This window comes from Pseudoflavonifractor sp. An184 (genome assembly GCF_002160305.1).
GTDB lineage: Bacteria > Bacillota > Clostridia > Oscillospirales > Oscillospiraceae > Lawsonibacter > Lawsonibacter pullicola.
Window position 1 is genome coordinate 18,188 of the sequence record NZ_NFKI01000034.1, and the last position, 18,270, is coordinate 36,457.

The following is an 18,270-nucleotide window of genomic DNA, read 5'->3' on the forward strand; positions in this document are numbered from 1 at the left end:
GAGTTGAGATTTTTGTACTACACCCAAGAACAGATAAACCGGGCGAACCAAGCCGACCTTGTTTCTTTCCTGCAATCACAGGGCGAGCAGCTTACCCGCGCCGGGAATGAATACCGCTGGAAACGGCACGACAGCTTGACCGTCCGGGGCAACAAGTGGTATCGCCACAGCCAGAGCAAGGGCGGCGGCCCCATTGATTTTGTCATGGAGTTTTTCGGCAAGAGCTTCACCGAAGCCGTGGAACTTCTCACAGGAGAAAAGGGAGCCGCACCGCCGCCGGACAGACCTTGCCCCACGTCCCTTTCCGACTTTCGGCTACCACCCCCAAACAGCGACAACCGAACAGCGAGGAACTACCTTACAGCAGCCCGCCGCATTGATGAAGATGTGACGGGCTTTTTCTTTGCCCGCGGCGATATTTATGAGGACGCAGCCCACCACAACGCCGTATTTGTGGGGCGGGACGAGGACGAAATACCGCGCTACGCCCACAGCAAGGGAACGGCGGGAAACTTCCGGCTTGATGTGAAAGGCAGCGACAAAGCCTTTAACTTCTGTTACCGGGGCGAGGGCGAAAGATTGTTTGTCTTTGAAGCCCCCGTTGACTTGCTCTCTTTCCTCTGCCTGTTCAAAAAGGATTGGCAGAAGCAAAGCTACCTGTCATTGGGCGGCGTGGGAGAAAAAGCCCTGCTCCGCTTTCTCTCTGACCGTCCGAACATCAAGACCGTTTATCTCTGCCTTGACAGCGACGAAGCCGGAAACGACGCTTGCAGCCGCCTTGTGAAGCTCATGCCGGAGGGCTACACCGTCCACCGGCTTATCCCTCTTTTCAAGGATTGGAACGAGGTATTGCAGCACCGGGCAGAAATCACAGACGGGAAGTATTTGCGAGAAGCGGTCTACGGCTTGAAAGAGCCGCCGCAGGAAGAAACCGTTGAGATTATCCGCATGAGCGAGGTGGACACGCAGACCGTCGAATGGTTATGGGAGCCGTATATCCCCTTTGGGAAAGTAACCATTGTGCAGGGCAACCCCGGCGAGGGCAAGACCACCTTTGCCCTACGCCTTGCCGCCGCTTGTACCAACCGCAAGCCGTTCCCCCACATGGCAGTGCATGAGCCGTTCAATGTGATTTACCAGACTGCCGAGGACGGTTTGGGCGACACCATCAAGCCCCGCCTTATGGAAGCCGAAGCAGACCTTGACCGCATTCTTGTCATTGACGAGAGCAAGCAGGGGCTTTCCCTGTCCGATGAGCGCATAGAGAGAGCTATCCGACAGACCGGGGCGCGGCTGATTATCCTTGACCCCATACAGGCGTATGTGGGCGAGAAAACCGACATGAACAAGGCCAACGAGATACGCCCCATGTTCCGCCGCCTTGCCGAGATTGCCGAGCGTACCGGGTGCGCCGTTATCCTAATCGGACACCTCAACAAAGCCGCCGGAGGACAGAGCGCCTACCGGGGTTTAGGCTCCATCGACTTCCGCGCCGCAGCAAGGAGCGTCCTGCTGATCGGGCGCGTGAAACGGGAACCGAATGTGCGCGTTATCGTCCATGACAAATCTTCTCTTGCACCGGAGGGTAAGCCCATAGCCTTTTGCCTTGACCCGGAAACGGGCTTTTCGTGGATAGGCGAGTATGACATTACCGCCGACGAGCTGCTGTCCGGCGCGGGCGGCAACACGGCCACCAAGACCGAACAGGCGGAACGGCTGATACTTGACCTGCTTGCAGACGGGAAAGAGCTTGCCAGCGAGGAAATTGTAAAGGCCGCAGCCGAAGCCGGAATATCTGAAAGGACGGTGCAGAACGCCAAGCGCAACATGGGCGGTGTTTTGGATGCAAGGCGCGTCGGCGGTCAATGGTACAACTTCATCAAGAAGAAGCAGCCGCCCGAACCCGCAAGCTGAAAACGCAAAGTGCAGACCCTTTGCGCTTTGCACTTTCGCGCTTTCACTTTGATTGTGCGTCAATAACTCAAAATAGCACTTGACAAAACGCTTCATGGGGCACCCATGAGGATATTGCCCCCTACATCGACCCGGTGTTCCAGAACAACGTCATCCTGACCCAAACCGAGCGCCTTACCATGTCCAGCCGTCCCAAGAACCCCAAGTATGCCCGCAATAAAAACGTGCTGGTCATCGGCGGCAGCGGTTCCGGCAAGACCCGCTTCTGGCTGAAGCCGAATTTGATGCAGATGCACAGCTCCTATGTGGTCACCGATCCCAAGGGCACCATCCTGGTGGAGTGCGGCAAAATGCTCCAGCGGGGTGCGCCCAAGCTGGGCAAGGACGGCAAGCCGGTGAAGGACAAACACGGCAAAATCGTGTATGAGCCATACCAGATCAAGGTGCTGAACACCATCAACTTCAAGAAGTCGATGCACTATAACCCTTTCAGCTATATCCATAGCGAAAAGGACATCTTGAAGCTGGTAACGACCCTCATCGCCAACACCAAGGGAGAGGGCAAGGCCGGGGACGATTTCTGGGTCAAGGCGGAGACGCTGCTGTACTGCGCGCTCATCGGCTACATCCACTACGAGGCCCCGGTGGAGGAACAGAATTTCTCCACCCTCATTGAAATGATCAACAGCATGGAGGTCCGGGAGGATGATGAGGAGTTCAAAAACGCCGTGGACCTGATGTTCGATGAGCTGAAAGAGCGGGAACCCAACCACTTCGCGGTGCGGCAATATGCCAAATATAAATTGGCCGCGGGAGATGTATGCTCTAAGTGACTTCTTAATCATGGTTTTTGTCATGGTTAGTGAAGCAGTCACTTAGAGCATTTTCATTTCAGGAGGTACAGCCATGAGAAACGAGAAAATCACCCCTCTGTATGAGCGTTTGAGCCGCGATGATGAGTTACAGGGCGAGAGTAACTCCATATCGAACCAGAAAAAGATGTTAGAGGACTATGCCCGCCGGAACGGGCTGCCGAATCCCACCCACTTCACCGATGACGGCGTATCGGGAACCCGCTTTGACCGTCCTGGCTTTCTGGCGATGATGGAGGAAGTCGAGGCCGGACGGGTGGAGGCCATTGTTATCAAAGACATGAGCCGCCTGGGGCGCGACTATCTGAAAGTCGGTCAGGTCATGGAGATTTTGCGGCAGCGCGGCGTCCGGCTGATTGCGATCAATGACGGTGTTGACAGTCTGAAAGGCGATGATGATTTTACCCCGTTCCGCAACATTATGAACGAATTTTACGCCCGTGACACCAGCCGAAAAATCCGCTCTGTGTTCAAATCCAAAGGCATGAGCGGCAAGCACCTAACCGGCACCGTTATCTACGGCTATCTGTGGGACGAAAAGCGAGAACACTGGCTTGTGGACGAAGAAGCCGCCGAAGTGGTACGCCGCATCTTTTCCCTGACGATGGAAGGCTATGGCCCCTATCAAATCTCCAAGCTGCTGTCCGAGGCAAAGGTTGAAATCCCCGCTGTCCATCTGGCACGCTTTGACGAAGGAGTAAACAGGACGAAGCCGGTCAAAGACCCCTACGGCTGGGGATCATCCACCATTGTGAACATCCTAAAAAAGCGGGAATACCTGGGCCACACCATCAATTTCAAAACCCGCAAGCACTTCAAGGACAAGAAAAGCCACTATGTTGACGAAAGCGAGTGGACGATTTTCGAGAATACCCATGAGGCCATCATCGACCAGGAAACCTTTGACAATGTGCAGCGTATCCGGGGAAACGCCAGACGCTACCCGGACGGCTTTGGGGAGGCCCATCCCCTGACCGGCCTGATGTACTGCGCCGATTGCGGTGGCAAGATGTATGTTCACCGCACATACAATGGCAAGCGCGTCCCGCAGTACACTTGCGGCCAGTATGGGAAATACCCTATCAGCTCCCTTTGCCCTACACAGCACCGTATCAAGGCCGAAGCTGTTCTGACCTTGATTGCCGATATGCTCCGGGCCATCGCGGAGTATTCCAAGAATGACCGGGCCGAGTTTATCCGCACCGTCCAGGAAACGCAGGCCGCCCAGCAGACCGCCGATATATCCAAGAAACGGAAACGGCTGGCCGCCGCCCAAAAGCGGGCCGGGGAACTGGAAAAGCTGATTTGCAAAATCTATGAGGACAACGCCCTGGGTAAGCTGCCGGACGCCCGGTATGAGGCCCTGGACGCACAGTATGCTAAAGAGCAGGACGCTCTCAATGCGGAAATCACGGAACTGGAAAAGGCCGTTACCGGCTATGAGCAGAGCCGGAAATCTGCGGAGAAGTTTATTGCCCTGATTGACAAGTACGAAAATTTCGATACGCTGACAAATACCATGCTCAACGAGTTTGTAGAGAAAATTCTTGTCCATGAGCGCGCCCGGAAAGGCAGCCAGGACACCACGCAGGAGGTTGAAATCTACTTCAACTTTGTGGGCCGGTATATCCCGCCCGCCTTGCAGCCGGTTCCCCTGACCCCGGAGGAGCAGGAAGAACTGCGGAAGAAGGAGGAACGCAAGGACAGGCTTCACCAGAACTATTTGCGCCGCAAGGCAAACGGCAAGCAGAAGGAATGGGAAGAACGCTACAACGCCAAGCGCAAGGCCCAGGTGGAGGCGGCAAAGGCAGCTATCCGGGCCGAGGACATGGAGAAGGGCATTTTTACCACCGTCAGCCAGTTACCCAGGCAGGAGCCGCGCAAGGCCACCGTATCGGCCAGCGCCGCAGTTTAACCATCACAGTGCAAAGGAGGACGAACATGAACAAATTGACTTACACCCGCTGCGGGGATTACTACATCCCCGACCTGAAACTTTCCGAGCAGCCGGAGGCCCCCATTGGCAAGTATGGCCGTATGCGGCAACGCTACCTGAAGGAACACCGGCCCGGCCTTTACAGCAGCTTGATTTTGAGCGAAAAGCTGAACCCGCACCTGTTGGAGATTGACCGGGCGGCGCGTGAACGGATGGACGCCATGCTGCCCCACATGATGGAGGCGGCAGGCGTCACCGAGGAACTGAAAGCCCGTGACCCCATGCGCTGGGTGGGGCTGATGAATACGCTGAAAGCACAGGTGGAGGAAGTTATTTTTAGCGAACTAATTTGGACATAGATGAAACAGCAGAAGTTTTTTACTTATTATCTGTACTTCTTGAGGCAACGATTGACAAATTGAACCCCTCATAGTATTATTAGAATCGAGAGTTGTACCTCTCAAAAGGAGATAAAGGCATGACTATGAATTTTCATTTGACCGATCAGCGTAAAAAGAAAATCAACTCTGTACAATCCATACCGATGAAACATTGTGCAGAGTATAGCGTATAAACGACGCATTTAGATTTCATCGGGAAGCCATCAAAGGGGATTTTATACCCATTTTTAGGAAGCGGCTTCCCATGCAGTTATAATGTGTATGAGGCTATGGACAATGTTTTGTCCATGGCCTTTTGTTTTTGAGCTACTATGCCAGAGGCAGAAGGCAGATACACTTATGTATCTTTGCTTTCTGCCTTTTTCTTTTGCCCAGAATATACAGGAAAGGTTTGATAAACATGAGCTTATTAGAAATTGACGGACTGACACACTCTTTTGGAGAGAATGTGCTATACAAAAATGCAGGCTTTACACTCAACAAGGGGGAACATATTGGTATTGTCGGACAGAACGGAACCGGCAAAAGCACTTTAATCAAAATCTGTACGGAGCAGATCATTCCAGACAGCGGGCGTATCGTCTGGCAACCAAATACTACGGTTGGTTATTTAGACCAATATGCGGAAATTGACCATTCCCTAACGATGAAGGAATTTCTTAAATCTGCTTTCTCAAAGCTATTTGATATGGAAGCACAGGCAATGGAGCTCTATGAAAAAGCTGCTGACGGCGATATGAAAAGCCTTGAACTGGCCGCCCATTATCAGGAGCAGCTTGAAGCCCACGATTTTTACTCGATAGATACAGCCATTGAGCGTGTCGCCAATGGGTTAGGACTTCTGGCTATTGGCCTTGACCGTTCGATTGCAGAAATGAGTGGCGGACAACGAGCCAAAGTAATTTTAGCGAAGTTGCTGCTGGAAAAACCGGATGTTTTGTTGCTGGATGAGCCGACCAATTTCCTTGATAAAGACCATGTGACATGGCTGGCAGAATATTTATCTGCTTTGGAAAATGCTTTTTTAGTAGTTTCCCATGATTATGACTTTCTGGATAAGATAGCGAACCGCATTTGTGATATTGATAACGATACTATCACGAAATACTATGGCACGTATTCCGAATTTTTGCGAAAGAAAACTTTGCTGCGGGAAGATTATGTAAGACAATATGCGGCCCAGCAAAAGGAAATTAAAAAGACGGAGGAATTTATACGGAAGAACATAGCGGGAAGAAAAGCAAAAATGGCGAGGGGACGACAAAAGCAGCTTGACCGGATGGAAAAGATGGAAGCCTTAGACCAAAAGGAAATTATTCCGTACTTCCATTTTCCCGTACTTCCATTAACCAATACAGAACACTTGTTGGTGAAACATCTGGCAGTTGGCTACCATTACCCCGTTTTATCAAACGTTGAATTTAGCATTAAGGGAGGACAAAAAGTTGTTATTACTGGATTTAATGGGATTGGAAAATCGACACTGTTAAAAACCCTGATTGGGGAAATTCCATCTATGCAGGGCCATTTCAAATTTTCCGATCAGGTTACTATCGGATATTTTGAACAGGATTTAGAGTGGCAAGAACCTGAATTGACGCCCATTCAAATTGTTGCCAATGCTTATCCCAATATGGTGACAAAAGATGTCCGCAAACATTTGGCACGATGTGGGATTTCCAGTAAACACGCTATGCAGGCCATAGGAACATTAAGCGGTGGAGAGCAGGCAAAGGTAAAAATGTGTCTGCTTACTCTGACTCCCTGCAATTTCTTAATTATGGATGAACCTACAAACCATTTAGATGTACAGGCAAAAGAGGCTTTGAAAACAGCCCTTTCAACTTTTGCGGGAACGGTATTGCTCGTATCGCATGAGGAGGCCTTTTACCGGGATTGGACTCAGCGGATTATCAATATCGAGAAAAAATAAACAATAGAATAAATATAACTCACAAACGCTCCTGCCCCGTAAACAGGGAAAGAAAAAAACCGTAACCGGGCAGGCTGCTTTTGTGCGCTCAATTTACATTTTTATCCGGCGGCGGTTTTGAAAGACATTCAAGGCCGCCGATTTCTATTCTCTCATAGGAATGAGGTTCTAATACTAACAAGAACGGCGGCTTTAGGAGGGAGCCGCCATGAAGCACACTGACCGCCGACAAATTCAGACGATATTTGCACTATCGTCAAAAAAAGCCCGGCCACCGGACAGGCCCCGTCTGGCAGCCAGTGCGAAAATTGTCACAATGTAACTGAATACCGTGTTTTTTGCGCTCGAATAGCTTCATGCTGTCCGGGCGTTTTTTCATACCTATGGGGCCGGAACATCGGGCCAACATGGCCCGAACCCTGCCCCCGGTGTCGTTCCCCGCCGCCCCGTTCAGATTTTCCCGCAAAAATCTGAACGGAGGAAAGGCCGATGGAAGTCACCATCAATTACAATGGACAAGCTGTGGCCGTGGAGGTCACGCTGGAAGTCTATGAATTTCTTGACCGGGCCGACCACAAAGCCGAAAACCTGTCCCATGAGCAGCGGCGGCACTGGGATGGCCGGGAGTTTGACGAATACATAGTTGCCACCGAGGGCGTGGGTATCTACGGCGAAACGCCGGAGGATTACCTTTGCCGCAAGGAAACGCTGGGCGAGCTGATGGCCGTCCTGGACACCTGCACCGGGGCCCAGCGCCGCCGGTTCCTGCTCTATGCCCTGGACGGGCTGACCCTTGCGGAGATCGGGACGGTGTGCGGCTGCTCCAAAGTGGCCGTGTATCAGAGTGTGGAGGCAGTCAGAAAAAAATTTATAAAATTCTTTGAAAACAGGCTTAACGAATGACCTGTTTTCGGGCTACCAAGTGAAAGGGATTGTTTCCCTTATCCCAGGGGAGGCGGACAGCGGACAAGCTGCCCGCCTCTCCCATTTTCAGGAGGTAAGCCTATGAAAACCATCAATCTGCGGTGGATTTATCCCCACTACCGGCACGATGAATTTGTGGAGGTCAGCGACGAGGTTTGGGAGGCCATGCGGCAGGCCCAGCGCGAGATGAACAACTATGAGCGCCGGAAGGTCTACCACCGCGCCTGGTACTCTCTGGACGCATATAGCTGGACGGAGAACTATGCGCTGGAACACGGCAGATCGCCGGAGGAAATCCTTTTGGAGCGCGAGGAACGGGCCGCCCGCCTGCGGCTGGTTGCCGCCTTGCCAGAGGCCCTGGCCCATGCCACCCCTACACAGGCCCGCCGCGTCCGGGCCTACTATATCGCCGGTATCAACCAGCCGAAAATTGCCCGGATGGAGGGCGTACACAGCAGCAAGATCAGTATTGCCATCCGGCGGGGCCTGCGGAATATGCGCCGCTGCTATGACGGCCTTTTCCCGTCAGAGTGAGGGCGGGCCTATGCAGACGATCAACCTCAAACAGTATTACCCATTCTGCACCGAGGACACCTTTGTGGAGGTGTCGGATGAAATTGTCGAGGCGTTTCTGCTGGACAAGCGGGCCGAGGCTGCCAGGGAGCGTAAGATGTACCGCTACAAGGCCCATTACTCCCTTGACTGTGACGATGGGATTGAAAAAGCTGCCATCGGCTGGGCGCAGCCATCGCCAGAGGACTACATCGCGCAGAAAGAGGAACAGGCCGAACACGCCGAGCTGATCCGGCGGCTCTATGAGGCCCTTTCCACTCTTACCCCAACGCAGGCTCGCCGTGTCCATGCCCGGTATATGCTGGGGATGAAAGTGAAGGATATTGCCGCGATGGAAGGGATCACCCCATCCCAGGCGGGAAAGTCCATCTATGCGGCGCTCCGGCGGCTGCGCCGGTACTTCATGCGCCGGAAACGGACAAGCGGCCTATGAAAACCATCAACCTAAAAAAATACTACTACCCGATTTGTAAGAAAGACACCTTTGTGGAAGTGCCGGACGAGGTTGCAGACGCCATTGTAGAGGAAAACCGCGCAGAGGACGCCAATGACGCCAAACAGCATTATCACTGTTACTCTCTGGACGCATCCCCCGGCATGGAAAACCATTTCCCGGAGCAGGCCGTTTCCCCGGAGGATATTCTGATGGAGAAGGAAACGGAACGGGAACAGGAGGCCGCACGCGCCCTGATGATGGAACGGCTCCGGGAGGCCCTTGCCACCCTGACGCCCCGGCAGGCGAGCTGCCTGCACGCCCGGTTTTGGGAGGGAAAGCCGTTCAAAGAAATTGCCGAGGCCGAAGGTTTTACCACATCGGCGGCCATTGTCACGGTACGCAACGCCATCATCAAGTTGCAGAAATATTATATCAGGCGCGGCTGGATGGAGCCGCCAAAGGAGAAAGCGATATGCACAAAGACCACACCACCCAAGCGAAACCGAAAAAGGACGAGCGCGAAGAAGTCCTGAAGGAGATCCGGCAGCTTGAGAACCGCCAGAAGATTTTGGAGAACAAGCAGCGTAACGAGGAACGCAAGGCCCGCACCCGCCGCCTGATTGAGCGCGGGGCCATTTTGGAGGGCGTGTTCCCTCTGGCCCCCGGCCTTCCCGGCATGGAGGTCAAGGCATTTCTGATTGCCCTGTCCCATCTTCCGGGGGCGGCGGAACTGGCCGCAAAACTGCCGAAATCCGGGGACAAGCCGTAAGTCCCTTGTTTACAAGGGCGCACTTATACACCGTTGCCGGTGTCGTGCGCCCTGCCGGGGGCTGTTGCGTACTTCGTCCGCGATGGGGAGCTACACTCCCCAAACCCCTTGTGCGCCACAGGCCACGGAACATCCGCAAGCGGCTGTCCCGTCCCCTGCGGCCTGAATATCCCTCACCGAAAGGAGGCGATCCCCATAGATTTTTGCCATATCCCCGTCAGTATCATCAAGCGCAGCGAGGGCCGTTCCGCTGTTGCCGCAGCCGCCTACCGCAGCGGAACCAAGCTGACGAATGAATGGGACGGCCTGACCCACGATTACACCCGGAAAGGCGGCGTTGTCCATGCGGAAATCATGCTGCCCGCCCACGCCCCGCCAGAGTTTGCAGACCGCTCCACCCTCTGGAACAGTGTGGAGCAGATCGAGAAAGCCAGGGACAGCCAGCTTGCCCGCGAGATTGAGGCAGCCCTGCCCCGTGAACTGTCCAGGGAACAGCAGCTTGCCCTTGTCCGGGCCTATGTGAAGGACAACTTTGTGGACAAGGGGATGTGCGCCGACTTCGCCATCCACGATAAGGAAACCGGCAACCCCCATGTTCATATCATGCTGACCGTCCGGCCCCTGAAAGAAAATGGCGCATGGGGCGCGAAGTGCCGCAAGGCATACGACCTGGACGAAAACGGCCAGCGCATCCCGGACGGGAAAGGCGGCTGGAAGAACCACCGGGAGGACACCACAGACTGGAACGACAAAGGGAATGTGGAGATTTGGCGGGCGGCATGGGCGGCTTATACCAACCGGGCATTGGAGGCCGCCGGTCATCCCGCCCTGGTAGACCACCGCAGCTACAAGCGCCGGGGCATTGATAAAATCCCCTCTGTCCACCTGGGGCCAGCAGCCAGCCAGATGGAGAAGCGCGGCATCCGCACCGACAAGGGAGAAGTCAACCGGCAGATCGCCGCTGACAATAAGCTGCTGAAAGAAATCAAGGCCCGCATTACCCGCCTCTACAACTGGTCGAAGGCCGAGGCGGAGAAGCCGGAAGGACAGCAGCCCAGCATGATGGACTTGTGGGAGGCCCAGCAGCAGCTCAAGCGGCCCGACACCCGCACCGGCAAAATCCGGGCTTTGCAGGAGAGCGCCGCCCTGTTCAGCTTTTTGCAGGCAAACGGCATCCAGTCCATGCAGCAACTCCACGAAAAAATCGCAGATATGAACACCCGCTACTATGACCTGCGGCGAGAGATCGTCAAGGCCGAGCGCCGGATCGCTGTTCTCACTGAGCGCGGGGAGATGTGGGCGCAGTACAACGAGTACAAGGCTGTCCATAAGCAGCTTGCCAGGGTAAAGCCGGAGAAGCGGGAACTGTTCGAGCAGCGCCACAGCCGGGAACTGATCCTCTATGACGCGGCGGCTCGGTATCTGAAAGAACTGAAAGCCAGCGGCGAGGAACTTTCTCCGAAGGAATGGTGGCGCGAGATCGACCTGCTGACCGCCCAGAAGCAGGTGGACAGCATCGACATGAAGGCCATGCGGGAGGAACTGAAAGCCGTGGAACGGCTCCGCAAGGCCGCCGACCAACTGGCCCGGCAGGAACGGGACAAGCCCCGCGACCGGGGACCAGAGCGGTAAAGGGTACGGCGTTTTGGCGACCCCTTTTAGGTGTGTCGCGTTTCACGACACACCTTTGCACAGAACTGTCAACATTCACTCACGGAAGGAGATTGCCCTATGAAGCAGATTATTTTACCTGTCACCGTCCACCTGAACATCCGCCTGCCCCTTGCCCTGTTGGAGCCGGAACCGGCAGACGCGCCCACCGGCCCGGAGCCGGAGGCCCATGCCTGCCAGGGCTGCGGCAACTGTGGCGGGTGTGGGAAGTGCCAGCATGAAGAAAAGCAAGCCTGAACCCATCCCCGTCATGGACTACCGCCAGTACCGCAGAGCGCGGCGGCTGGTACATGAGTGCTGCAACTATGACGGCGGCAACTGTATTGCGCTGGACGATGGGGAGGAATGTGTCTGCGTTCAGTCCATTTCCTACTCCCTGTTGTGCCGGTGGTTCCGGGCGGCAGTGCTGCCGCTGGACAGAGAACTGGAAACGGCCCTGTTCCACCGCCTGAACGCCAAGCGGTGCGCCGTCTGCGGGGCGCTGTTCACCCCCGGCTCCAACCGGGCCAAATACTGCCCGGAATGTGCTGTTCAGGTACGCCGCCGCAAAGAGGCAGAACGACAGCGGAAAAGATACTACCTTTCTACGCATTTAGGGGCTGAAAAACCCTTGTAAATCAAGGACTTTTTCGAGGGTGTCGCTGGGGGCCTGATAGATTTATCCTCTGGCCCCCAAAACAGCCCTCTAAAGGCGTACAGACCCCTGAAATAAACCCCAAGGAGGAACCCTATGTCAGACAACCGAAAATATTACTATCTCAAGCTGAAAGAAAACTTCTACAACAGCGAAACGATGGTTATTTTGGAGAGTATGCAGGACGGCCTGCTGTACTCCAATCTACTGCTGAAAATGTACCTCATGTCACTCAAAAGCGGCGGTATTCTCATGCTCAACGACCATCTGCCCCACACGCCCCAGACCATCGCCACCTTTACCCGCCATCAGGTGGGGACGGTGGAACGGGCCTTGAAGGTGTTCCTTGAATTTGGCCTTGTGGAGATTTTGACCGACGGGGCCTACTACATGGCCGACATCCAACTGCTGATCGGCCAGTCCTCTACCGAGGGGGAACGGAAAAAGAAAGAGCGTATGCGATTGAAGCGTCAAAAACTGCTCCCATCCGGCGGGGCGGACATTTGTCCACCATATAGCCGGGGGGACATTTGTCCACCAGAGATTAGAGATAAGAGATTAGATATTAGAGATAAGAGTATAGAGAATAGAGAGAGTGAGAGCGCCCGCGCCTATGGCCGTTACCAGAATGTTTTTCTGACGGACGAGGAACTGGCAGACTTGCAGGCCAGCTTTCCCACGGTATGGGGCCAGTACATCGAAAAGCTGTCCGAGTACATGGCTTCTACCGGCAAGCGGTATCAGAGCCATGCGGCCACCATCCGGCGCTGGGCCGGTGAGGACGCCAGGAAAGCAGCCCCGTCCTCTCGCAATCGGGATTACAGCGTAAAGGAGGATGAAACCGTATGATGGAGATTACCGCAGAAATCCGGGCGCTGATCGACAAGGCAGCCGCCGGTGTAGAACTGGCCGGGGACGAGTACATAGACCCGGCAGACGGCCTCATTCACTGTAAGAAGTGCGGCGGCCAGCGGCAGACCGTTGTGCCATGCTTTGGGAAACCGGGCTACTTCATGCCCCGCTGTATCTGCCAGTGCCAGCGGGAGGCCGAGGAACAGCGCAAGGCCGCCGAGGAACGGCAGCGCCGCATGGAGCGTATCAAGCGCCGGAAGGCCCAGGGCCTGCAAGACCGCTATCTGTACGACTACACCTTTGCCAACGACAACGGCCAAAATCCCCTGATGGACAAGGCCCGCGCCTATGTGGAGAACTGGAAAGAGGCTTATAAGAACAACACCGGCCTGCTGCTGTTCGGGGATGTGGGAACCGGCAAGTCCTTTTTCGCCGGTTGTATCGCCAACGCCCTGCTTGACCGGGATGTGCCGGTGCTGATGACGAACTTTCCCACCATCCTGAACCGCCTGACGGGGATGTTTTCCGAGGACAGGGCCGACTTTATCGCCAGCTTTGACGAGTACGACCTGCTTATCATTGACGATTTGGGTGTGGAGCGCAGCACCGAGTATGCGATGGAGCAGATGTTTTTCGTCATTGACAGCCGCTACCGCAGCCGCAGGCCCATGATTATCACCACTAACCTGAAGCTGGCCGAACTCAAGAACCCGCCAGACCTGGCCCACGCCCGTATCTATGACCGTATCCTGGAACGGTGCGCCCCGATCCTCTTTGCCGGGAAGAACTTCCGGGAGGAAAACGCCGGAGCCACCAAGCAGGCGGCGAAAGACATTGTAAACCGTAAGCATGAGTAATTTTTTGCCGGACGGCGCAGCCCCGCCCGGAGAAAGGAGCGCCATGAGCGAAGAAACCCGTACCATGCAGACCGCAGACACCACTCCGGCCAGAGCGCCGGAGGACGCCCCCGCGCTGGTAAAAAAAATCGGCAAGACCACCTACAAGGTGCGCGTCCATTTCAGCGATACCAGCACTGAAACCATGAGCGACAAAATCAAGCGTATGCTCAAAAACGAGATACAGCAGATGTGACCGGCTGATAAAGCCAGCCGCCTTGTGTTAAACTGATGATGGTACACACCAAAACTTTTAGCCAAGGAGGACATGAAAATGCTGTACACAGAAAAAGAGAAAACTGAGATTGAACGGGTACGAAAGGTGTTTGCCGAGCATCTTCAACAAAGCACTAATTTTGAACTGCTATGGTCTGATAAAGTGGGCTTTGTCTGGCTGGCGATTGGCCTAAACCCGCTTTATGTTGATACCGGAAGGAGGATAGAGTCTGCCGCCGATCTCTGTCACGAGTGCCTGGATGATGTTGCGATGGATGTTCTGTATATGACAGGCAACGACCACGCGATAGAAGAAGCCGACCCGCTGGAACTGGCCGAGATTAAGCGGCGCTGGAAACCCTATATCGACCAGTTGCCGGAATATGCGTATCTTTGCGATGAGCTATTAAGTGGCCGCAAGTGACCCGCCTGCCTGAGTGTCAGGAGCATGAAAGTGCTTCCTGGCACTTTTTTGTGGCTTTTCTGTGAATTTGATTAAAAAGTCCTTGACAACTCGTTTCGGGCAAAACCGCTAAGAGCATATTGGTGAGCTGCGGTGCCCGGCTGGCCGTGTTCGACATTGCCGAGCTGCGGGAGGTCACGTCCTACGACGAGTTGGAGCTGGACACCCTGGGCGACCGCCGGACGGCGCTGTTCCTCATTATGAGCGATACCGATGACAGCTTTAACTTCCTGATCTCCATGTGCTACACCCAGCTGTTCAATCTCTTGTGCGAGAAAGCCGACGATGTGTACGGCGGGCGGCTGCCGGTCCATGTGCGCTGCCTCATCGACGAGTGCGCCAACATTGGCCAGATCCCCAAGCTGGAAAAGCTGGTGGCCACCATCCGAAGCAGGGAAATCTCCGCCTGCCTGATCTTGCAGGCACAGAGCCAGCTCAAGGCCATCTACAAGGACAACGCCGATACCATCATCGGCAATATGGATTCCTCCATCTTCCTGGGCGGCAAGGAGCCGACCACGCTCAAGGAGCTGGAGGCCGTGCTGGGCAAGGAGACCATCGACACCTACAACACCGGCGAGAGCCGGGGGCGGGAGACTTCCCACAGCCTTAACTATCAAAAATTGGGGAAGGCGCTGATGAGCCAGGATGAGCTGGCCGTCATGGACGGTGGCAAGTGCATCCTCCAGCTGCGCGGGGTGCGGCCTTTCCTGTCGGACAAGTACGACATCACCCAGCACCCCAACTACAAGTACACCGCTGACGCCGACCCGAAGAACGCCTTTGACATCGAAGGCTACCTCAAGGCCCGGCTGAAGCTCAAACCCAACCAGGTCTGCGACGTGTATGAAATCGACGCCGCAGCTGGCGAATGATGTTCCGCTTTAGAAGGGAGTGATCGTATCTACCCGCCACAACCGCCCCGCTGGGGCCATCGGCGTACAAAGCGGACGATCTCTAATCAAAATAATGAAAAAGGAGGAAGGCCGGAGTCAGCCAGCCCGGAAACCGGGCGGCGGATTGTCCGGCTTTTGTATGCCTATGAACCATGACTAAATCAAACTTTTCAAACTGATTCCGGCCAACTTTATTTATGGAATTTTTCAATCAGGCAATCACCGTTCTCCAGACCCTCGTTATCGCCCTCGGTGCCGGTCTCGGCGTGTGGGGCGTCATCAACCTGCTGGAAGGTTACGGCAACGACAACCCCGGTGCCAATGCTCATGTGCCGTAAAGTAACACACAAGAATTTGATAGACAGCAGTCCGCTATTCCGTAAAAATAATTTGTGTGCTGTTATGAAGTGGCTTGACGATTGCTACTTCATGTGGTATATTTATATCATAAAGAGCGAAATACACCACATTTCACAGGAGGTAATTTTATGAAACATAAGATTAACTATTTGGGATTTTTATCTCTGCTTGCATTGATAGCAATTCTAGGCTTGATAACAGACAATAATGGTCTATATGGTTTTTTTGGATTTGCCTATTATCTCAGGTATTTTTGGGTTATTCCAGATGAATTTTTCCAACTTAATGTTCAAAAGGCTGCAACATTTGCTTTTATGTCTGAAATGATTTCTCTTGTTCCTTTTATGTTTGTCTGCACTTATATTTATGGCGCTGCAAAAGCAGTTCCTACAGCATTTGGATTGAGTTTTGCGGTAACCATTTTTGTGTTTACAATTGCACTTATCGTTTTGGAATGGAAAGAACGAAAAGGAGCAGAGAATGATTAAAAATCGCATTAAAGAATACAGAGCAAAGTATGATATGAAACAAGAGGATTTGGCAAAGTTAGTAGGTGTTCGCAGAGAAACAATAGGGAATTTAGAAAAAGGCAAATATAACCCGTCATTGGTATTGGCATGGAATATAGCAAAAGTATTCAATGTTTCAATCGAGGAAATTTTTACTGTTGAAGATTAAGATAGCAAAGCCAGCCGAGCCAGTCAACGGTCAAGATGAACGGCGCATACGCGCCGCCGTTGACAGCCCCGCCCACCTTTGCAGATAGGCAATCAAGGGGCGACAGCAAGGAGTGCTGCCGCCCCGCACTATTATCAGAGAGGGGGAATTTCCATGACCGAAGATGAAGCCTACAAAGTGCATATCCAATACACCTTTAACGCCTTTTGCAAGGTTGTCATTCGTCACGCCGCCATAGATATAATTTTGAAGCTGCGCCGGAGGTGGGAACGGGAAGTTTCCCTTGATTATCTGATGAATGAGAAGTTTGTCCAGCTTGCCGAGCCGGAGCAGCTTGAAGAATATCTTTTTACCACCTGCGGCCAGACCGCCGTTCTGTACCATGCGGAACTTGCCGCCGCCCTTGCCCTCTTGCCGGAGCAGGCACAGGAAGAAATTTTCCGTTACTATTTCCTGCGCCAGCCGCAGCGCGTGATCGGCGTACATATCGGCCGGACACGCAGCACAGCGGGGCGGCATATCCAGCTTGCCTTGAAGCGACTCCGGCGGCTTATGGAGGGAAAAGAGCATGAGTAAACTTCTGCCCTATGAAACAATCGTCAAAGCCCATGAGGGCGACCCGGAAGCGGTAAACGCCGTTCTTTCCCACTACGCCGGATATATCCGCTACTTTTCCAAAGTACACGGGCAGGTCAACGCCGAGGTTGAGGAATATGTGAAGCAACAGCTAATTGCCGCGCTATTCAAGTTTCGCTTTGACCGATAGATTGAAAAACTGAATACCAACTGTCATTAGCGGTGCCACTCAGCAAGTTTACAATTCATCTATTTCCAAGGAAGAGCAGATATAGTATAATAGACCCAGCGATAAATTGTTATTTATGGAGGTGATACAATGCTCGAAAATATACCATCTCAATCAACTATGACTGAATTGCTCGGACAATCTTTATTTGAAGTATGGCAAACATTATGTTCAGCTATTGATGAAAAATACGATATGGAACGACTTTGGAATACTGGCGGTAAGAATTGGACTTACGAGTATAAATATCGTAGAGGTGGCAAAACACTTTGTTGCCTATATGCAAAAAGTAATTGCATTGGTTTCATGATTATTTTTGGAAAAGATGAAAGGACAAAATTTGAAGATATTAGGGATAGCCTTTCTAATTCCGTTTGTAAACAATATGATGAAGCAAAAACCTACCACGACGGAAAATGGGTAATGTTTGAACCGACTAATATGGCTGAATTTGATGATTATATGAAATTGTTAGCTATCAAAAGAAAACCGAATCGGAAATAACATTTCCAATTCGTTGGGGAAATCTAAACTTGAACTTTCAAAACTGAATATCAGCCGCCACCGGCGGCCAGCGAAAGCAGTAAGTCTGAAAAGATTTGCTGCTTTTTTGTTGTCCATTTGGCAAAATCGCAAAGTCACCCGTAGTAGGTAGGTGAAGCCAAAAAAGCTGCCTGCTCCGTTTGGCAAATTTCAAAATGCGGTGTTGTAGGGAGTGAAAGGAAAAATTCTCTGCCCCGCCGGTTGCCAAAATCCTGTTTCCCGGATTACTAAGGCAAAAGAAAATTTGAAAAATCCCCGTTCAGCGGGTAGCTGGCGACCTTTCAAATGTATCTTTGGCGAAAGAAAAAAGGCCGCGCACAACGGGCTGAAAGCCCCGTTCCATTCGCTCTATGTACGGAAAAGCCCGGACAGGGGCAGTCTGCGGCAGTCTTAGAGCAAGTTTCTACCACGGTGCCAAAATCCGCAATTCTGCGGTTTTGCCCCTCGCGGGAAACTTGTTGGGGAGTGCCTTCCCCAAACCCTGCTTTGCGGCTTGCG

The 18,270-nt window shown here is 53.2% G+C and carries 21 protein-coding genes and 3 pseudogenes; all 24 read left to right on the top strand.

Annotation, left to right across the window (positions count from 1 at the left end):
- Positions 1-12 precede the first annotated feature (12 nt).
- The 24 genes and pseudogenes from B5F19_RS11395 (at position 13) to B5F19_RS11510 (ending at position 17,733) form a co-directional block, all read left to right on the top strand.
- Positions 13-1,914: an AAA family ATPase gene (locus tag B5F19_RS11395; RefSeq protein ID WP_087290551.1), complete on the top strand. Its 1,902-nt coding sequence runs from the start codon at positions 13-15 to the stop codon at positions 1,912-1,914.
- Positions 1,915-2,000: 86 nt separating this feature from the next.
- Positions 2,001-2,729, top strand: a pseudogene (locus B5F19_RS11400) (type IV secretory system conjugative DNA transfer family protein); the annotation flags it as partial.
- Positions 2,730-2,820: 91 nt separating this feature from the next.
- The gene (locus tag B5F19_RS11405; protein WP_087290553.1) at positions 2,821-4,701 is read left to right on the top strand and encodes a recombinase family protein; all 1,881 of its coding nucleotides are present in this window, start codon (positions 2,821-2,823) and stop codon (positions 4,699-4,701) included.
- 26 nt (positions 4,702-4,727) lie between these two features.
- Positions 4,728-5,081, top strand: coding sequence for a TnpV protein (locus B5F19_RS11410; protein ID WP_087290555.1), 354 nt, complete (start codon positions 4,728-4,730; stop codon positions 5,079-5,081).
- A gap of 442 nt (positions 5,082-5,523) precedes the next feature.
- Positions 5,524-7,056, top strand: a complete 1,533-nt coding sequence (locus tag B5F19_RS11415; RefSeq protein WP_087290557.1) for an ABC-F family ATP-binding cassette domain-containing protein — start codon at positions 5,524-5,526, stop codon at positions 7,054-7,056.
- A 489-nt stretch (positions 7,057-7,545) separates the two neighbouring features.
- Positions 7,546-7,959 carry an ECF-type sigma factor gene (locus B5F19_RS11425; RefSeq protein ID WP_087290559.1) on the top strand — a complete coding sequence of 138 codons (414 nt, stop codon included), beginning with the start codon at positions 7,546-7,548 and terminating at the stop codon, positions 7,957-7,959.
- A gap of 102 nt (positions 7,960-8,061) precedes the next feature.
- The gene (locus B5F19_RS11430; protein ID WP_087290561.1) at positions 8,062-8,514 is read left to right on the top strand and encodes an RNA polymerase subunit sigma-24; all 453 of its coding nucleotides are present in this window, start codon (positions 8,062-8,064) and stop codon (positions 8,512-8,514) included.
- 10 nt (positions 8,515-8,524) lie between these two features.
- The gene (locus B5F19_RS11435) at positions 8,525-8,986 is read left to right on the top strand and encodes a sigma factor-like helix-turn-helix DNA-binding protein (protein ID WP_087290563.1); all 462 of its coding nucleotides are present in this window, start codon (positions 8,525-8,527) and stop codon (positions 8,984-8,986) included.
- Entirely contained in the window at positions 8,983-9,522 is a 540-nt protein-coding gene (locus B5F19_RS11440) for a sigma-70 family RNA polymerase sigma factor (RefSeq protein WP_087290565.1), read from the top strand. Before B5F19_RS11435 ends, B5F19_RS11440 begins: the two co-directional genes overlap by 4 nt.
- Positions 9,462-9,758 (top strand): DUF3847 domain-containing protein, encoded by a 297-nt coding sequence (locus B5F19_RS11445; RefSeq protein ID WP_087290567.1) that lies wholly within the window; start codon positions 9,462-9,464, stop codon positions 9,756-9,758. The genes B5F19_RS11440 and B5F19_RS11445 overlap by 61 nt, the downstream gene beginning before the upstream one ends.
- Positions 9,759-9,866: 108 nt before the next feature.
- Complete coding sequence (gene mobQ / locus B5F19_RS11450) at positions 9,867-11,390, top strand: MobQ family relaxase (RefSeq protein WP_242972797.1); 1,524 nt, start codon at positions 9,867-9,869, stop codon at positions 11,388-11,390.
- Between the two features lie 99 nt (positions 11,391-11,489).
- Positions 11,490-11,666: a hypothetical protein gene (locus tag B5F19_RS17710; RefSeq protein ID WP_172724651.1), complete on the top strand. Its 177-nt coding sequence runs from the start codon at positions 11,490-11,492 to the stop codon at positions 11,664-11,666.
- A complete protein-coding gene (locus tag B5F19_RS11455; RefSeq protein WP_087290569.1) occupies positions 11,647-12,045 on the top strand; it encodes a cysteine-rich VLP domain-containing protein in 399 nt (132 codons plus the stop codon). Before B5F19_RS17710 ends, B5F19_RS11455 begins: the two co-directional genes overlap by 20 nt.
- A gap of 114 nt (positions 12,046-12,159) precedes the next feature.
- Positions 12,160-12,912 (top strand): phage replisome organizer N-terminal domain-containing protein, encoded by a 753-nt coding sequence (locus B5F19_RS11460; protein WP_087290571.1) that lies wholly within the window; start codon positions 12,160-12,162, stop codon positions 12,910-12,912.
- The gene (locus B5F19_RS11465; protein WP_087290573.1) at positions 12,909-13,772 is read left to right on the top strand and encodes an ATP-binding protein; all 864 of its coding nucleotides are present in this window, start codon (positions 12,909-12,911) and stop codon (positions 13,770-13,772) included. The genes B5F19_RS11460 and B5F19_RS11465 overlap by 4 nt, the downstream gene beginning before the upstream one ends.
- A gap of 43 nt (positions 13,773-13,815) precedes the next feature.
- A complete protein-coding gene (locus tag B5F19_RS11470; RefSeq protein ID WP_038260309.1) occupies positions 13,816-14,007 on the top strand; it encodes a transposon-encoded TnpW family protein in 192 nt (63 codons plus the stop codon).
- 78 nt (positions 14,008-14,085) lie between these two features.
- Positions 14,086-14,451 (top strand): hypothetical protein, encoded by a 366-nt coding sequence (locus tag B5F19_RS11475; protein ID WP_087241854.1) that lies wholly within the window; start codon positions 14,086-14,088, stop codon positions 14,449-14,451.
- Positions 14,452-14,537: 86 nt separating this feature from the next.
- Positions 14,538-15,365 (top strand): annotated as a pseudogene (locus B5F19_RS11480) (TraG/TraD/VirD4 family protein); the annotation flags it as partial.
- Between the two features lie 218 nt (positions 15,366-15,583).
- A pseudogene (locus tag B5F19_RS11485) lies at positions 15,584-15,792 on the top strand (Maff2 family protein).
- An 82-nt stretch (positions 15,793-15,874) separates the two neighbouring features.
- Positions 15,875-16,234, top strand: a complete 360-nt coding sequence (locus B5F19_RS11490) for a DUF3796 domain-containing protein (RefSeq protein WP_087290575.1) — start codon at positions 15,875-15,877, stop codon at positions 16,232-16,234.
- Positions 16,227-16,424, top strand: a complete 198-nt coding sequence (locus tag B5F19_RS11495) for a helix-turn-helix transcriptional regulator (protein ID WP_087290577.1) — start codon at positions 16,227-16,229, stop codon at positions 16,422-16,424. The genes B5F19_RS11490 and B5F19_RS11495 overlap by 8 nt, the downstream gene beginning before the upstream one ends.
- 153 nt (positions 16,425-16,577) lie before the next feature.
- Positions 16,578-17,000, top strand: a complete 423-nt coding sequence (locus B5F19_RS11500; RefSeq protein ID WP_087290579.1) for a sigma-70 family RNA polymerase sigma factor — start codon at positions 16,578-16,580, stop codon at positions 16,998-17,000.
- Entirely contained in the window at positions 16,993-17,190 is a 198-nt protein-coding gene (locus tag B5F19_RS11505; RefSeq protein ID WP_087290581.1) for a helix-turn-helix domain-containing protein, read from the top strand. The genes B5F19_RS11500 and B5F19_RS11505 overlap by 8 nt, the downstream gene beginning before the upstream one ends.
- Before the next feature lie 129 nt (positions 17,191-17,319).
- Entirely contained in the window at positions 17,320-17,733 is a 414-nt protein-coding gene (locus B5F19_RS11510) for a DUF3788 domain-containing protein (protein WP_079697807.1), read from the top strand.
- Positions 17,734-18,270 lie beyond the last annotated feature (537 nt).

Coding starts and splice junctions, on each gene's coding strand:
- B5F19_RS11405 (WP_087290553.1), top strand. CDS start 2,821: ATGAGAAACGAGAAAATCACCCCTCTGTATGAGCGTTTGAGCCGCGAT.
- B5F19_RS11410 (WP_087290555.1), top strand. CDS start 4,728: ATGAACAAATTGACTTACACCCGCTGCGGGGATTACTACATCCCCGAC.
- B5F19_RS11415 (WP_087290557.1), top strand. CDS start 5,524: ATGAGCTTATTAGAAATTGACGGACTGACACACTCTTTTGGAGAGAAT.
- B5F19_RS11425 (WP_087290559.1), top strand. CDS start 7,546: ATGGAAGTCACCATCAATTACAATGGACAAGCTGTGGCCGTGGAGGTC.
- B5F19_RS11430 (WP_087290561.1), top strand. CDS start 8,062: ATGAAAACCATCAATCTGCGGTGGATTTATCCCCACTACCGGCACGAT.
- B5F19_RS11435 (WP_087290563.1), top strand. CDS start 8,525: ATGCAGACGATCAACCTCAAACAGTATTACCCATTCTGCACCGAGGAC.
- B5F19_RS11440 (WP_087290565.1), top strand. CDS start 8,983: ATGAAAACCATCAACCTAAAAAAATACTACTACCCGATTTGTAAGAAA.
- B5F19_RS11445 (WP_087290567.1), top strand. CDS start 9,462: ATGCACAAAGACCACACCACCCAAGCGAAACCGAAAAAGGACGAGCGC.
- B5F19_RS17710 (WP_172724651.1), top strand. CDS start 11,490: ATGAAGCAGATTATTTTACCTGTCACCGTCCACCTGAACATCCGCCTG.
- B5F19_RS11455 (WP_087290569.1), top strand. CDS start 11,647: ATGAAGAAAAGCAAGCCTGAACCCATCCCCGTCATGGACTACCGCCAG.
- B5F19_RS11460 (WP_087290571.1), top strand. CDS start 12,160: ATGTCAGACAACCGAAAATATTACTATCTCAAGCTGAAAGAAAACTTC.
- B5F19_RS11465 (WP_087290573.1), top strand. CDS start 12,909: ATGATGGAGATTACCGCAGAAATCCGGGCGCTGATCGACAAGGCAGCC.
- B5F19_RS11470 (WP_038260309.1), top strand. CDS start 13,816: ATGAGCGAAGAAACCCGTACCATGCAGACCGCAGACACCACTCCGGCC.
- B5F19_RS11475 (WP_087241854.1), top strand. CDS start 14,086: ATGCTGTACACAGAAAAAGAGAAAACTGAGATTGAACGGGTACGAAAG.
- B5F19_RS11490 (WP_087290575.1), top strand. CDS start 15,875: ATGAAACATAAGATTAACTATTTGGGATTTTTATCTCTGCTTGCATTG.
- B5F19_RS11495 (WP_087290577.1), top strand. CDS start 16,227: ATGATTAAAAATCGCATTAAAGAATACAGAGCAAAGTATGATATGAAA.
- B5F19_RS11500 (WP_087290579.1), top strand. CDS start 16,578: ATGACCGAAGATGAAGCCTACAAAGTGCATATCCAATACACCTTTAAC.
- B5F19_RS11505 (WP_087290581.1), top strand. CDS start 16,993: ATGAGTAAACTTCTGCCCTATGAAACAATCGTCAAAGCCCATGAGGGC.
- B5F19_RS11510 (WP_079697807.1), top strand. CDS start 17,320: ATGCTCGAAAATATACCATCTCAATCAACTATGACTGAATTGCTCGGA.